This is a genomic window from Nonomuraea jabiensis (assembly GCF_014204795.1).
Taxonomy (GTDB): Bacteria; Actinomycetota; Actinomycetes; order Streptosporangiales; family Streptosporangiaceae; genus Nonomuraea; species Nonomuraea jabiensis.
In genome coordinates this window covers 4,732,433-4,745,850 of record NZ_JACHMB010000001.1, presented here as the reverse complement: position 1 = coordinate 4,745,850, position 13,418 = coordinate 4,732,433, and the positions used below count along the sequence as shown (strand labels likewise).

The 13,418-nt window shown below is 73.3% G+C and carries 16 protein-coding genes and 1 pseudogene; 9 read left to right on the top strand and 8 right to left on the bottom strand.

Annotated elements, in window-relative coordinates:
• Positions 1 to 8: 8 nt before the first annotated feature.
• The 3 genes from HD596_RS21885 to HD596_RS21875 are packed head-to-tail and all read right to left on the bottom strand — an operon-like array spanning position 9 to position 2,341.
• Entirely contained in the window at positions 9 to 677 is a 669-nt protein-coding gene (locus tag HD596_RS21885; RefSeq protein ID WP_185071203.1) for a response regulator transcription factor, read from the bottom strand.
• Positions 674 to 2,077 carry a sensor histidine kinase gene (locus tag HD596_RS64835; protein WP_221519443.1) on the bottom strand — a complete coding sequence of 468 codons (1,404 nt, stop codon included), beginning with the start codon at positions 2,075 to 2,077 and terminating at the stop codon, positions 674 to 676. The genes HD596_RS21885 and HD596_RS64835 overlap by 4 nt, the downstream gene beginning before the upstream one ends.
• 18 nt (positions 2,078 to 2,095) lie before the next feature.
• Positions 2,096 to 2,341 (bottom strand): hypothetical protein, encoded by a 246-nt coding sequence (locus HD596_RS21875; protein ID WP_185071201.1) that lies wholly within the window; start codon positions 2,339 to 2,341, stop codon positions 2,096 to 2,098.
• 268 nt (positions 2,342 to 2,609) lie between these two features.
• Here HD596_RS21875 and HD596_RS21870 point away from each other — a divergent pair, with 268 nt between their 5' ends.
• On the top strand, positions 2,610 to 2,897 hold the full coding sequence (locus HD596_RS21870; RefSeq protein WP_185071200.1) for a hypothetical protein: 288 nt from the start codon (positions 2,610 to 2,612) through the stop codon (positions 2,895 to 2,897).
• Positions 2,898 to 3,142: 245 nt separating this feature from the next.
• A complete protein-coding gene (locus tag HD596_RS21865) occupies positions 3,143 to 3,931 on the top strand; it encodes an SDR family oxidoreductase (RefSeq protein WP_185071199.1) in 789 nt (262 codons plus the stop codon).
• A gap of 222 nt (positions 3,932 to 4,153) precedes the next feature.
• On the opposite strand, the gene HD596_RS21860 is transcribed toward HD596_RS21865, so the two are convergent.
• Together HD596_RS21860 and HD596_RS66255 are read right to left on the bottom strand one after the other, a co-directional pair.
• Positions 4,154 to 4,819 (bottom strand): alpha/beta fold hydrolase, encoded by a 666-nt coding sequence (locus HD596_RS21860; RefSeq protein WP_185071198.1) that lies wholly within the window; start codon positions 4,817 to 4,819, stop codon positions 4,154 to 4,156.
• Positions 4,820 to 4,855: 36 nt separating this feature from the next.
• Positions 4,856 to 5,059 (bottom strand): annotated as a pseudogene (locus HD596_RS66255) (zinc-binding dehydrogenase); the annotation flags it as partial.
• A 1-nt stretch (position 5,060) separates the two neighbouring features.
• Between HD596_RS66255 and HD596_RS66250 the strand changes: the two are divergent.
• Entirely contained in the window at positions 5,061 to 5,276 is a 216-nt protein-coding gene (locus HD596_RS66250) for a hypothetical protein (RefSeq protein ID WP_512699288.1), read from the top strand.
• 205 nt (positions 5,277 to 5,481) lie between these two features.
• Here the strand turns inward: HD596_RS66250 and HD596_RS21850 are convergent, their stop codons facing one another.
• Complete coding sequence (locus HD596_RS21850; RefSeq protein WP_185071196.1) at positions 5,482 to 6,183, bottom strand: TetR/AcrR family transcriptional regulator; 702 nt, start codon at positions 6,181 to 6,183, stop codon at positions 5,482 to 5,484.
• 115 nt (positions 6,184 to 6,298) lie between these two features.
• On the opposite strand from HD596_RS21850, the gene HD596_RS21845 reads away from it, so the two are divergent.
• On the top strand, positions 6,299 to 7,483 hold the full coding sequence (locus HD596_RS21845; protein WP_185071195.1) for an FAD-dependent monooxygenase: 1,185 nt from the start codon (positions 6,299 to 6,301) through the stop codon (positions 7,481 to 7,483).
• Between the two features lie 16 nt (positions 7,484 to 7,499).
• Complete coding sequence (locus HD596_RS21840; protein ID WP_185071194.1) at positions 7,500 to 7,703, top strand: hypothetical protein; 204 nt, start codon at positions 7,500 to 7,502, stop codon at positions 7,701 to 7,703.
• On the opposite strand, the gene HD596_RS21835 is transcribed toward HD596_RS21840, so the two are convergent.
• Positions 7,684 to 8,379, bottom strand: a complete 696-nt coding sequence (locus HD596_RS21835) for a class I SAM-dependent methyltransferase (RefSeq protein WP_185071193.1) — start codon at positions 8,377 to 8,379, stop codon at positions 7,684 to 7,686. The two genes, HD596_RS21840 and HD596_RS21835, sit on opposite strands and share 20 nt — an antisense overlap.
• A gap of 86 nt (positions 8,380 to 8,465) precedes the next feature.
• Here HD596_RS21835 and HD596_RS21830 point away from each other — a divergent pair, with 86 nt between their 5' ends.
• The 4 genes from HD596_RS21830 to HD596_RS21815 all read left to right on the top strand — a co-directional run bounded on the left by HD596_RS21830 (position 8,466) and on the right by HD596_RS21815 (position 13,009).
• Positions 8,466 to 8,660: a hypothetical protein gene (locus HD596_RS21830; protein WP_185079465.1), complete on the top strand. Its 195-nt coding sequence runs from the start codon at positions 8,466 to 8,468 to the stop codon at positions 8,658 to 8,660.
• A gap of 3 nt (positions 8,661 to 8,663) precedes the next feature.
• A complete protein-coding gene (locus tag HD596_RS21825) occupies positions 8,664 to 9,764 on the top strand; it encodes a sensor histidine kinase (protein ID WP_185071192.1) in 1,101 nt (366 codons plus the stop codon).
• A complete protein-coding gene (locus HD596_RS21820) occupies positions 9,761 to 10,393 on the top strand; it encodes a response regulator (RefSeq protein WP_185071191.1) in 633 nt (210 codons plus the stop codon). Before HD596_RS21825 ends, HD596_RS21820 begins: the two co-directional genes overlap by 4 nt.
• An 84-nt stretch (positions 10,394 to 10,477) precedes the next feature.
• Entirely contained in the window at positions 10,478 to 13,009 is a 2,532-nt protein-coding gene (locus HD596_RS21815; protein ID WP_185071190.1) for an ATP-binding protein, read from the top strand.
• Here HD596_RS21815 and HD596_RS21810 read toward each other — a convergent pair.
• The gene (locus tag HD596_RS21810; RefSeq protein ID WP_185071189.1) at positions 12,985 to 13,362 is read right to left on the bottom strand and encodes a hypothetical protein; all 378 of its coding nucleotides are present in this window, start codon (positions 13,360 to 13,362) and stop codon (positions 12,985 to 12,987) included. The two genes, HD596_RS21815 and HD596_RS21810, sit on opposite strands and share 25 nt — an antisense overlap.
• Positions 13,363 to 13,418: the final 56 nt, after the last annotated feature.

The following is a 13,418-nucleotide window of genomic DNA, read 5'->3' as shown; positions in this document are numbered from 1 at the left end:
GGTGATGATTAGGCGGCTCTCATGCGGTAGCCGGTGCCGCGGACGGTCTCGATGCGGTCGGCGCCGATCTTGCGGCGCAGGTAGCGTACGTAGACGTCCACCACGTTGGAGCCGGGGTCGAAGTCGAAGCCCCACACGTGGCTGAGGAGCTGCTCGCGCGTCAGGACCTGGTCGGGGTGCCGGCAGAAGATCTCCGCCAGCGCGAACTCCCTGGTCGACAGGTCCACCGCCCGAGCCCCGACGTATGCCCGTCGCGTACGCAGGTCCAGCGACAGATCCGACACCCGCAGCACGGTCACCTCCGGCGCGCGGTCGGCGCGCAGGCGCAGCCGCAGCCGCACCCTGGCCAGGAGCTCCTCGAAGGCGAAGGGCTTGGCGATGTAGTCGTCCGCGCCGCCCTCGAGCCCCGCCACGGTGTCGCTCACGCTGTCGCGGGCGGTCAGGATGATCACCGGCAGGGTCACCCTGGACTGCCGCAACCTCCGCAACACCGTGAACCCGTCGCTCAACGGCAGCCCGATGTCCAGAATGAGCAGGTCGAACCCGCCCGCGCCGGCCAGGTCGTACGCCGCCACCCCGTCCGCCACCACGGCGGTCACGAAGCCGTTGGCCCGCAGCCCCTTCTCCACGAACGACGCGATCCTGGCCTCGTCCTCGGCGATCAGTATCCGGTTCATCCGAGTCTCCAGAGCTCCCACAGCGGGATGGACATGACGAAACGGGCTCCGCCGCCCTGGGCCTCCGTCACCTTGACGTTGCCGCCGTGGGCCTCGGCGATCGATCTGACGATGGCCAGGCCCAGACCGGCGCCTTCGTAGTTCACGGCGCGGCCCGCGCCGCGCACGAACCGTCCGAAGATCCGCTCGCGCTCCGCGGGCGCCACCCCGGGGCCGCTGTCGCGTACCCAGAGCTCGACCCACCCGTCGCGGACGGCGGAGCCGACGGCGATCAGGTCGTCGTCGGTGGTGTGGCGGACGGCGTTGGCCACGAGCTGCATGAGCGCCTGCGTGAGCCGCTGGCGGTCGGCGGGCACGCGGGCCTCGGCCACCTCGTCGACCCGCCAGCGCCGGGTGCCGAGCGCGCGGGCCTTGGCGACGACGCTGACCGTGAGGTCGGCCACCTCGACGTCGTGTATGTCGAGAAAGCCCGGCTGCTCCGCCCGGGCGAGGGTGAGGAGGTCTTCGACGATGCGGTTCATCCGGTCGAGCTCGTCGGTGACCAGGGCGAGCGTCTCCGCGCGCTCGCGCGGATCGTCGCCCATGAGCTCCAGGTGGCCGCGGATGACGGTGATCGGCGTGCGCAGCTCGTGGCCGGCGTCGTCCATGAAGTGCCGCTGCACGACGAAGGCGTTCTCCAGCCGGTCGAGCATGTGGTTGAACGTCGCGGCCAGCGCGGCCACGTCGTCGTCGCCCGGCACGTCGAGCCTGCGCGTGAGGTCGGTGGAGTCGCTGATCTGCTCGGCCGTCTGGCCGATCAGCCGGACCGGCGCCAGCACCCGCCCCGCCACGAACCACCCGGCCGCCCCCGCTAACCCCAGCGCCGCCAGCGCGGACAGCCCGAGGACCCGCATCGCGTCCACGATCTCGTCGCGGTGGCGATCGTAGAGGATCGCCACGACGAAGTGGCCCGGGCGGGGGTCGGCCTTCACCGTCACCGGGATCACCGCATAATGGACCGTTCCTTTCGGGCTCTCGATCTCGCCGCCGCCGGGCGTGGTGGCCGTGGCCAGCCGCGCGACCAGCGTGTCGTCGATGTCGAGGCGTACGGGTGGCGGGATCGCGGTGATCTTGTGCGCCTTGCCGTCGACGATGCTGAAGAACGTCTCCCATCTGTCGGGCGCGTTGAGCGCCAGGTATCCCGTGAGCAGCTCGCCCACGTCGCTGACCGTGCGGCCGGTCCGCGGGTCGCGCGCGGTCGCGGCGTACCGGCGCAGCTTCTCCGCCTCGTTGCTGAGCTCCAGGTTCGTACGGTCGTCGAGACGGGCCAGCAGGATGGTCCAGGTCGCGAAGATCGAGACCGCGAGGGCGAGGCCGACGACGGCGAGCATCCAGCCCACGATCCGGGCACGGGCGCTCACCCGCATTCGATCACCCGGTCAGTCGTCGGCGTCATCGTCGTCCCCACCGCCACCGCCACCGCCACCGTCGTCATCGTCACCGCCACCCGGTCTCGGCGCCGGCGGCCTGACCGGCTCGGCCCTGGTCTGGGGCGGGGCGGGCCGCACGACGGTCCCGCGCGCCGCGGACTCGTCGCCGTCGCGCGACCCGGCGCCGCCGGCGGGGCGCGGGCCGGTGCTCGTGCCGGCCTTCGGCTTGGCGCTCGCGGTGGGCCTCGGTTTCACGCCTGCGGTGGGCTGGGGCCTCGCACCGGCAGCGGGCCGGGATCCGGCATTCACGGCAGGCCGGGATCCGACATCAGGGGCAGGCCGGGAGCCGGCATCGGCGGCCGGCCAGGACCCGGCATCGGCGGCAGGCCGGGATCCGGTGTCGGCGGCGGGCCGGGCCCTGGGATCAGGGGCAGGCCGGGACCCGGCGTCAGCGGCGGGCTGTGCCGCCGCGTCCGTGCCGGGCGGTGGCGCCGTGCCCGGGGTGGACTGTTTCACGCCGGGGGTGAGCTCCGGATTCGCACCAGGGGTGGGGCCCGGGGTCGGCGGGCTCAAGCCCGGCCCTGGGGCGCCGCTCCCCGCGGGTGCCGACGTGCCGGCCTCGCCCGGCGCGGGCGTGTGTGACACCACGACGGCCTCGCCCAGATCGGGCTCGCTGCCGGCCGCGCGCACCAGCCCCACCGACATGAACCCCGCCATCGCCGCGGCCAAGGCGAACAGGACCAACGTTCCCCGATGCTTCATGACCTTGACCTTGACGCCCTTCGAGGAGACCACGCTGAAGCCCAGATGAGAAACCTCTCATCTGATCACGCTGGGCCGCAGTAGAATCTCGTTCTACTTAATGAGGTTCGCCGCCCATACCGCCCCTTCTCGGGCGGGGGTTCCCGACGGGAGGCGTTCAGGGTGGGTTCACCGCTTCTGCCTGCGGGGACCTGCGAGGGCTTCAGCAGGGATCGGCCAGGCGGGCGAGAAGTCGCCCCCCAGATGGTGCCGGCCCGGGGCGGGCGGACGCGCTCGGGATCGGAAGGAGTGCAGATGCGGGTACGGGACAAGGTCGTCGTCGTCACTGGTGCGGCCGCCGGGATCGGGAGGGCGATGGCACTCAGGTTCGCCGCCGAAGGGGCGGCCGGAGTCGTCGTCGCGGACCTCGACGAGGCCGGGGCGGTCGCGGTGGCCAAGGAGATCGGTGAGCGCGCCACCGCGGTACGCGTCGACGTGTCCTCGGAGCCGGAGGTGGCCGCCCTGGCCGAGACCCCGTTCGGGCCGGTCGACCTGTTCTGCTCCAACGCCGGCATCATCGGCGGCCACGGCCTGGACGCCCCCGACCAGGAGTGGAGCCGGCTGTACGCGGTGAACGTGCTGGCCCACGTGTACGCCGCCCGGGCCGTCATACCCTCCATGGTCGCCCGAGGCGGCGGCTACCTGCTGAACACCTGCTCCGCCGCGGGCCTGATCAGCTGCCCCGGCGACGCCCCGTACGCGGTGACGAAGGCGGCCGCGATCGCGTTCGCCGAGTGGGTGGCCATCCACTACGCCTCGCGGGGCATCAAGGTCAGCGTCCTGTGCCCGCAGGGCGTGCGTACCGGCATGCTGGAGCAGGGCCTGGAGGAGGAACATCTGACTGCGAGGGCCGTGGCCGCCTCGGGCACCATCCTCGATCCGCCGGACGTGGCCGCCGCGGTCGTCGAGGGCCTCGAAGCCGAGCGCTTCCACATCTTCCCGCACCCGGAGGTGGCCGACTTCGTCCACCGCAAGGCCGAGGACCCCGACCGGTGGCTGGCCGGAATGTCACGCTTCGTGGACTCCCTGACCTCGACTCCCTGAGGGAGCGCCGGTCGCGCGGAGGCTCACCTGCTGACCGGGATGCTCGGTGCTCGCACGTTCGGCGAGGCCACGCCGTCCGTCCGCCGTCCGTCCGCCGTCCGTCCGCCGTCCGTCCGCCGTCCGTCCGCCGTCCGCCCGCCGGCCGCCCGATGGCCGCGCCGGTCGTCCGCCGTCCGCCCGATGGCCGCCTGGTGGCCGTTCGGTAGCCGCCCGGTGGCCGTGCTAGGCGACGTCGAGCAGGATCTCCAGCAGGTCCCGCGGCGCGTCGCGCATGAGGTTGTGCGCACTGGCCACCGCGTGCGTCGTCCACGAGGGGTCGCGGCGCAGCCGCTCGTAGACGGGCGTGAACGGCGACTCCCCCTCCCACGCCGCCGCGTACACGTACTCCCTGCGGCGCACGTGCGCGAGGTCTCCGGTGAGCCGGAGCGGCTGGAGCAGCGAGGCGATCGGATGGGCCGTGGCGCGCGGGTCGAAGAACGGCATGGGCCGGGTCGCGTAACCGCTGTCCACCACGTCCACGTACCAGCGCCGCTCCTGCTCGGTGACGAGGCTCCAGCAGGAGTCCCCGTGGCCGGGCACGACGGCGTCGAGGTAGACCAGGTCGCGCACCCGCCCGGGCGCGCGGTCGGCGGCCCCGGTGATCACCATCCCGCCGTAGCTGTGGCCGACGAGGATCGCTTCGGTGATGTTCTCGGCATCCAGGACGCCGGTCACGTCCTGGATGTGCGTGTCGAGGTTCACCCCGCCGGTCAGCAGGTGGGCGCGCTCGGCGATGCCGGTCAGGGTCAGCGCGTACGCGCGATGCCCCCGGCTCCGCAACTGCGCGGCGAGCTCGTCGAAGCACCAGCCGCCATGACACATACCGGGGATCAAGACAAATGTCGCCACAAGTCCGGATCCTAACAGAGATCGAACCGATCGGTTCTATCTTGCCGGGCCGAGGACGAGCTTGCTGACGGTCCGGCGGCCACGCAGGTCGGCGTGCGCGCGCCGTACGTCCGACATCGGATAGTCGCCGCCGCGGACCACGCGCAGCTCACCCGCCGCGACCTGCCCGGCCATCTCCGCGTACGCCTTGCCGAGAACCTCCGGATAGGCCAGGGCGTTCATCAGCCAGAAGCCGCTGACCGTGGCCGAACGACGCCTCGTCGAGCTGGCCGGCGAGCTCCTGCGGCAGCAGGGCGCCCCGGCGGAGACCGCCGCGCTGGCCTCGCAGGTGGCGCTGGCCTGCTTCCAGGCTGGGCACGAGGTCGCGGCGGGCGACCCGGCGGCGCTGTGGCCGAGCGTCGGCGCGGCCTTCGACCAACTCGGCGTCACCTCAGACCCCGGGCCGCACCATGCTTGAGGCACTCGGCCGCGCCAGGCACTGGGCCCGACCAGGCTTGAGGCACTCGGCCGCGCCAGGCCCCCGGCACCGGGCCGCGCCAGGCACTGGGCCCGACCAGGCTTGAGGCGCTCAGCCGCGCCAGGCTCCAGGCACCCGGCCGGACCACGCTCCAGGCACTCGGCCGCGCCAGGACTGAGATCTCCGTGACCGGCGTGCTGGCGGTCTACCCCTCGGGGATGCCGGACTCGGCGCGGTCGGCGTCGATCAGGTCGCTGAGCAGGGCCACCACGGCCGCGGCAACGTCCCGCAACGTGGCCTCGGGGACCGCCGACTCGGTCTCGAACGCCCGCCGCACGGTACGCGCGAGCAGGTCCGCCCGCTGCTCCCGCCCGTCCGAGGCACCCCCGGCCCGCAGGAACCCCTCGAACGTCGCCTGGTAGGCGTACCCGAGCTCGTCGACGCTCATGTCGTCGCGGAGCAGCCCGTGCTCGGCGAGCAGCCCCAGATAGTCGCGGGCCATGGTGCCGTGCCGCTCGTCGCGGGCAGGGTCAGGGGAGCTGGTCAGCTTGCCGACCAGGTCGGGGTCGGCCAGGAGGAAGCTGAGCAGCAGCGGCCGGTCAGCGATGGCCAGGAAGTAGGCACGCGCGAACCGGTGCAGCAGGCATGCCCCCGGATCCTCCCGGAGCGCCTGGCGCAGCTCGTCCATCGCCCGGAGCACCTCACGCGCGAAAACCGCGCCGAACAGCTGCTCCCGGGTCTTCCAGTGCAGGTAGACGGTCCCCTTGCCGATGCCGGCCCCGGCGGCCACGTCGTCGATGGTCACCCGCCGGTAGCCGTGGCGCAGCAGCAGGTCCGCCGCCACGTCGAGGATGCGCGCGGCCCGTTCGGCGCGCTGCCGCGGGTCCCGGAGTCGTTCGGCGCTCACCCGCAGACCATATGACCAAATACGAAATCTGGTCAACTCACTAACTATCGATTGACTAACTTTCGAATTTCGTCATATGGTCACGTCGAAACCACGGCAACCCGAGGAGTGAGTCATGAAGGCCAACCCGACAGTCCTGATCTCCGGAGCCGGCATCGGCGGCACCACGCTGGCGTACTGGCTGGCGCGGCACGGCTTCCGGCCCACCGTCGTCGAACGCGCCGCGGGCCTGCGCTCCAGCGGCAACCCCGTGGACGTACGCGGCCCCGCCGTGACCGTGGCCGACCGCATGGGCGTGATGCCGCGGCTGCGCGAGGCGGCCACCCAGGTGACGGCGATGAGCTTCGTCAACGCCTCCGGCCGCCAGGTCGGGCGGGTCAACATGCGGGCGCTGCAGCAGGCGTCCGGCAGCCGGGAGGTGGAGGTGACGCGTACCGACCTGGCGGCGATCCTGTACGAGGCGAGCCGCGACTCGGCCGAGGTCCTGTTCGGCGACACGATGACCGCGCTGAGCCAGGACGGCGACGGCGTGGACGTCACCTTCGACAAGGCCGCGCCGCGCCGGTTCGACCTCGTCATCGGGGCCGACGGGCTCCACTCGACGACCCGGCGGCTGGCCTTCGGCCCCGAGTCCGAGTTCGTCCGCCACATGGGCCTCTACGTCGCGACGATGCAGCTCGACGGCCCGGCCGACAACCAGCAGGACGTCGTCCTGCACAACGCCCCCGGCCGGCTGGCCTCCGTCCACCCCGTCCACGGCCGCGCGCTGGCGGCCTTCATCTTCCGCCACCCGGAGGTGCGAGGCTTCAACCACCGCGACCTCGCGCAGCACAAGCGGATCCTGACCGACGCCTACGCCGGCGACGGATGGCGCGTGCCCGAGCTGCTGGACCAGGTCCGCGCCGCCGACGACCTCTGGTTCGACTCCGTCAGCCAGGTGCGCCTCGGCTCCTGGGCCAAGGGGCGCGTCGCGCTGCTGGGCGACGCCGCCTCGTCGGTGTCGCTGTTCGGCGACGGCTCCACCCTGGCCATGGCCGGCGCCTACACCCTCGCCGAGGAACTGGCCGCCACCCCCGCCGACCCGCAGTCGGCCTTCGCCCGGTACGAGGCCGGGCACCGCACCCTGGTGGACCCGCGCCAGGGGAACGTCGCGACGGCCGCGGCCATGATGGTCCCCGCCACCCGCGCCGGGATCGCCGCGCGCAACCTGGCGAGCCGGTTCTGGCCGGCCGCGGCCGCCGCCTCATGGGTCCGCAACCGGCTCACCCCGTCGCGCAGGCTCGCCCCCGCAACCGTCTGACCGCGACCAAGACCCCATGATGAGCACGCGATGGCTGCGTTTCCTCCTCATCGGGCTGGGTGTGGTGAAGGCCGCGCTCCTCCTGGTCACCGGCGTGGACCTCGGCCCGGTGGCGCTGCTCGGCGCGGCCCTGCTCACGGCCGGCTCCGCCGGGACAGCGGCCGGCCTGTGGCGGACCCCTCAGGACGGCGAGGCCGCGGTCAGGGGCGTACGAGCCTGACGGCGAGGAAGGACGGCCGCTCGTTCAGCTTGTCGTAGGCGGCCTCGTCGATCTCCCGCAGGGCGGACACCGGGCGCGGCTCGACGACCCGCTCCAGGACGAACCCGGCGGCCAGCAGCTCCCCCAGGAAGACCTCCAGCGACATCCGCTGGAAGCGGATGGAGAACGGGCCGTCGCCCACGGGCAGCTCGACCCAGTCATCGGCATGGTACGAGCCCCCGAAGTGCTGCCAGTCGGCGGTCGGATGGCCGGTCGAGACCACGAGCCACCCCCCGGGCCGCAGCACCCGGCGCAGCTCGCCCAGCAACTGCGCGCGACGGGTGACGTGGGGAAACACCAGCGCGCACACGGCCCCGTCGAACGACCCGTCATCGGCGAAGCCCAGCGGCTCCTCCAGGTCGTGCAGCAGGAGCTCGGCCCGCTCGCCCACCCGCGCCCGCGCGTGGCCCAGCAGCGTGGCGCTGCCGTCGACGCCGACCACCTCGGCCCCGCGGGCCAGCAGCTCGGCCGCGTAGTGCCCGGCTCCGCACCCGACGTCGAGCACCCTCGCTCCGGCGACGTCACCGGCGAGCTCCAGCATCGCCGGCCGGTCGACGTAGGCGTTGTACGGGCTCGTGGTGGCGTGCTCGGCGAACTGGTCTCCGAGCGCGCCGTGGTAAGCAGTCCGTGGGGGCATCGGCCCATCATGGCAGAGCGCCTCCACCCCGCTCTCCACCCTTCGGAGGTGCCGCTCCACCCCGCCCCGTCCCTACCGTCCCGGGTATGGACAAGCACTCTGGACGGCCGGGCAGCCTCTGGCTCGAACTGCTGCACCGGCTCCTGGACGCCAACGGGGGAAAGATGAACGGCAAGTTCCTGCTCGCGATCGTGGTCGTGGCGCTGCTGGTGGTCGTCGGATTCGTGGCCTTCCGGCTTATCTTGGTGGACATGATTCTGACCTTGAAGGACTCGCGCTAGGCGATGCGGGAGGTGTGGGGGCGGGCCGTACGGCTCCTGGCGGCCGACGACCCCGAGACCGGCCGCCTGGTCAGGCTGCTGCTGAGCCTGGTCCTCGCCTGGTCGCTGGTGGCCGCCGAGCCCGATCGCGTCCCCGCGCTGCTGTGGTCCGCGCTCGGCGTCTCGATGGCGTGCTGGCTGGCCTTCGTCCTGCTCGACGGCCGGTTCCCGCGCGTGGCCGTGGCCGCGCTGGCCGCGGGTTCCGCGGTCGCGGCGGCGGTGTCGGGGTCGGCCGAGCCGGCGCCCACGGTGTTCGTGTTCGCGATGTTGCTGCTGTTCGCGGCGCACATGACGCCGAGCATGGCGGCGATCGCCGCGGTCACCGTGACCGACCTGGTGCTCATGATCGGCAGCCTGCTGTGGTGGGAGCAGCCGCGATCGGCGATGGTGGTCCGCGGGACGGTCGTGATGCTCACCGTGCTCTTCGCGCTGCAGCGGCGCCAGTACCGGCAGGCCCAGCACGACCGGGCCAGGGCCATGGCGCTCGACGAGCGGACCCGCATCGCCAGGGAGCTCCACGACGTGCTCGCGCACTCCCTCGGCGCCCTGGGGGTGCAGCTGGAGGTCGCCGAGGTCATGCTCACCGAGCGGGGCGACGTGGAGGGGGCGGTGGCACGCGTCCGCAGAGCGCGGGCGCTGGCCAGGGAAGGGCTGGTCGAGGCCCGCTCGGCGGTGGCGGCGCTGCGCGAGGACGTGCCGCCGCTGCCCGACGCGCTGAGCCTGCTGGTCACCGAGCACCGCAGGGACCACGAGGTGCCGGCCGAGCTGCGTACGACCGGCACGCGGCGGCCGATCACCCCGGCGGCGGAGGTCTGCCTGCTGCGCACGGCACGCGAGGCGCTGACCAACGCCGCCAAGCACGCGCCGGGCGAGCCGGTCACGGTCGAGATCGGCTACGGTGAGGGCGCCGTCCGGCTGGTGGTGCGCAATCCGTACGCGGGCGCGGGCGCGTCGTCCGGCCACGGGCTGCAGGGCATGCGCGAGCGGCTGGCGCTCGCGGGCGGGACCCTGAGCGCGGGACCGTCGGGCGGCCTGTGGGAGGTACGCGCGGAGGTGCCGGAATGAAGGTCCTGGTCGTGGACGACCAGCAGCTCATGCGCGAGGGCCTGGTGGCGCTGCTGGACCTGGTCGACGACGTGGAGGTGGTGGGCGACGCCGGGGACGGCGAACAGGCCCTGCGCCTGGTGGCCGAGCTGCGCCCCGACGTCGTGCTCATGGACCTGCGCATGCCCGTGATGGACGGCGTCGAGGCCACGCGGCGGATCTCCCGCGCGCATCCGGAGGTGGCCGTCGTGGTGCTGACGACGTACGACGACGACCGGTCCGTGGACTCCGCCCTGCTGGCCGGGGCCTGCGGCTACCTCACCAAGGACGCCGGGCGCGCGGAGATCGCCGCCGCCCTGCGCTCGGCCGCCGCCGGGCAGTCGACGTTCTCGGCCGCGGTGTCCCGCCGGCTGGTGGACGCGCTGTCCCGCGCCGCGCCGCCGCCGGTCTCGGCGTGTCCCGACGGGCTGACCGTACGGGAGGTCGAGGTGCTGAGGCTCGTCGCCGGAGGTCTGAGCAACGCGGAGATCGGCTCGGCGCTCTTCATCGCGGAGACGACGGTCAAGACGCACATCAACAACGCGTTCGCCAAGATCGGCGTCCGCAACCGCACGGAGGCCGCCGCCTACGCCCGCGACAACCTCCTGTAGCGCCTGCGCCGGGGCCAGCGGGCCGGTGGAGAATGGCATAGGCTCATTCGTGATCCGGACAGCTGACCACGGGGAGATGGGTTCATGCCGTCAGGAGCAGGCGACGGGCGTCCGGTGGGCGCGGGCCTGGGCGAGTTGTTACGGAGCTGGCGTGAGCGGGCGCTGCTGACTCAGGAGCAGGTGGCGGCGCGGGCGGGGCTCAACGTCCGTACCGTCCGCCGGTTGGAGGCCGACGAGCTGCGGCGGCCGCGCAGCGCGTCGGTGCGGTCGCTGGCCGAGGCGCTGGGCCTGAACGCCGCGGAGGTGTCCGTGCTGACCCGCGCCGCGAACGGCCTGCAGGAGAGCGCGCGGCCGACACCGCGGCAGCTGCCCGCCGACGCGGCGGCGTTCGTCGGCCGGGCACGGGAGCTGGCCGCTCTCGACCACGTCGGTGACGCGGCCACGGTGGTGGTCACCGCCATCGACGGCATGGCGGGGGTGGGCAAGACCGCGCTGGCCGTGCACGCCGCCCACCGGCTCGCTCCTCGCTTTCCCGACGGTGATCTGTTCGTCGACCTGCACGGCTACACGCGGGGCATGGCCGCGGCGGACCCGGCCGACGCGCTCGCCCGCGTGCTGGGGGTGCTGGGCGTGCCCGGGGAGTCGATTCCGCAGCACCTCGACGACCGGGCCGCGCTCTATCGCAGCGTGCTGGCCGACCGGAAGATGCTGATCGTCCTGGACAACGCCGCCGACGAGGCCCAGGTGCGGCCGCTGCTGCCGGGGGCGGGCGGCTGCCTGGTGCTGGTGACGAGCCGGCGGCGGCTGGTGGGGCTGGACGACGCGCGTACGGTGTCGGTCGACGTGCTGCCGCTCGCGGACGCGATCGCCCTGTTCACCCGCACCGCCGGCGAGGAGCGGGTCGCGGACGTGCCGCGGGAGGTGCTGGCCGCGGTCGTACGGCGGTGCGGGCTGTTGCCGCTGGCCATCCGCCTGGCCGCGGCCCGGCTGAAGGCCCATCCGGCCTGGAGCGTGCGGCATCTGCTGCAGCGGCTGGAGGAGCACCAGCACCTGCTGAGCGAGCTGCGGGCCGGGCAGCACAGCGTCACCGCCGCGCTCGACCTGTCCTACCAGGAGCTCACCGCCGCCGAGCGGCGGGCGTACCGGCTGCTGGGGCTGCACCCCGGCGTGGACCTCGCGCCCGACGCGGCCGCCGCGCTGCTGGCCACCACCGCCAAGCGGGCCTCGACGCTGCTGGACCGGCTGCTGGAGGTTCACCTGCTGCAGGAGCCGGTCCCCGGCCGCTACCGGTTCCACGACCTGATCAGGTCACACGCCGCCGAACGGGCCGCCGACGAGGAGCCCGAGCCCGACCGGCGCGCCGCGTCGGCGCGGCTGCTGAACCACTACAGCCGCGCGGCCTCGGCGGCGATGGACCTGCTCTATCCCTACGAGGCGGACATGCGGCCGCGTCTGGCGCCGGGCGAGGTGGCGCCGCCCGCGGTGGCCGACGCCGCCGCGTGGCTCGAGGCCGAGCTGTCCAACCTGCTCAGCCTCGCGCAGCTGGCCGCCGAGCACGGCTTCTCCGAACACGTCCGGCACCTGTCGGCCACCCTGCACCGGTGCCTGCGCACCCGCGGCCGCTATGCCGAGGCCGAGACGCTCCTGGAGCGGGCGCTGTCGGCGGCCAGGGCCGCCGAATACCGTACGGGCGAGCTGGAGGCCCTTCTCGGGCTCGGCGAGATCCGTCAGATGCAGTGCCGGTACGAAGCGGCTCTGGAGGACTCCTCCCGCGCGCTGGCCATCGCCTGCGCCATCGGCCATCGGGCGGGCGAGTTACGGGCGCTGAACGGCATCGGCATGGTCCGCGGCTTCCAGGGAGAGTACGCGCGGGCCGCCGAGCACTTCGCGCAGGCGCTGGACATCGCCCGCGCGATCGGTCACCGTACGGGTGAGCTGGACGCGTTGATCGCCGCCGGCAACGTCCACCGGATCATGGGGTGGTACGAGCGCAGCGCCGACGAGCTGGCGCGGGCGCTCGTCCTCGCCCGCTCGATCGGCCACCGCACCGGCGAGTTACGGGCGCTGCTCGGCATCGGCTTCATCCACCTCGGGCAGGACGCGCACGGCCCGGCCACCGACTACTTCACGCGGGCCCTGGGCCTGGCCCGCGGCACCGGGCACCGGCTCGGCGAGCTCGACAGCCTCAACGGCCTGGGCCACCTGCACCGCTTCCAGGGGCGGTACGCGGAGGCGTACGACTGCTACGAGCAGGCCCTCCGCCTGGCCTGCGAGATCGGCAACAGCAACTGGCAGTTCGAGGCCCTGCACGGCATGGGCCGGCTGCAGCACGCCCTCGGCGAGGCCGACCAGGCGCTCGACTGCCACCGCCAGGCGCTGCTCCTGGCCTCGGACCTGCGCCAGCCGAGCGACCAGGCCCGCGCCCACGACGGCCTCGCCCACGCCCACGCCGCGCTCGGCCGGCCCGACCGCGCCCGGCGCCACTGGGCCGAGGCCCTGACCATCCTGTCGGCCCTCGGCATCGACCGGACCGAGGAGACCGGGGTGGACATCGAGAGCATCAGCGCCCACCTGGCATCAGCCGATTCGCATCAGCTGCCCGCGGCCGGCCCGTAGGCGCACGGCGGGGCCGTGCCCGGCTGGATCCGGACGCGAAGCACCTGGCGGAGCTCGGGCGGCAGGCTTCCGCGCCCTACGCAGAGCACCTGGCTCGCCCCCGTACGGCTGGTGAGCACGACCTGGCAGCCGGGAGCCGGCTGGTTGTCGAACGTGTCGGCCAGGTACAGCTCTACCGGGTGATCCCGGGGCGGCTGGCAGGTCTCGTAGATGAAGCTGACGCCGGCGGTCCCGCTGAACAACGTCAGCCGTCCGGTGGCCGCGTACGCCGTGCCCGTCGTGCCCGTCGTGCCCGCCACCGTCAGGCAGGCCAGCGCCGATCCGGCGAGCAGTGCTTTCGTCATCGATTTCATGACGCGAGTGTCGATTGGCGCTGCCCCAACATCCAGGGCAATAACCGGCTATTTCC

Excerpts from the sequence above, each read along its gene's own strand:
- HD596_RS21885 (WP_185071203.1), bottom strand. The coding sequence starts at position 677 with ATGAACCGGATACTGATCGCCGAGGACGAGGCCAGGATCGCGTCGTTC.
- HD596_RS21865 (WP_185071199.1), top strand. The coding sequence starts at position 3,143 with ATGCGGGTACGGGACAAGGTCGTCGTCGTCACTGGTGCGGCCGCCGGG.
- HD596_RS21845 (WP_185071195.1), top strand. The coding sequence starts at position 6,299 with ATGAAGGCCAACCCGACAGTCCTGATCTCCGGAGCCGGCATCGGCGGC.
- HD596_RS21840 (WP_185071194.1), top strand. The coding sequence starts at position 7,500 with ATGATGAGCACGCGATGGCTGCGTTTCCTCCTCATCGGGCTGGGTGTG.
- HD596_RS21835 (WP_185071193.1), bottom strand. The coding sequence starts at position 8,379 with ATGCCCCCACGGACTGCTTACCACGGCGCGCTCGGAGACCAGTTCGCC.
- HD596_RS21830 (WP_185079465.1), top strand. The coding sequence starts at position 8,466 with ATGGACAAGCACTCTGGACGGCCGGGCAGCCTCTGGCTCGAACTGCTG.
- HD596_RS21825 (WP_185071192.1), top strand. The coding sequence starts at position 8,664 with ATGCGGGAGGTGTGGGGGCGGGCCGTACGGCTCCTGGCGGCCGACGAC.
- HD596_RS21820 (WP_185071191.1), top strand. The coding sequence starts at position 9,761 with ATGAAGGTCCTGGTCGTGGACGACCAGCAGCTCATGCGCGAGGGCCTG.
- HD596_RS21815 (WP_185071190.1), top strand. The coding sequence starts at position 10,478 with ATGCCGTCAGGAGCAGGCGACGGGCGTCCGGTGGGCGCGGGCCTGGGC.
- HD596_RS21810 (WP_185071189.1), bottom strand. The coding sequence starts at position 13,362 with ATGAAATCGATGACGAAAGCACTGCTCGCCGGATCGGCGCTGGCCTGC.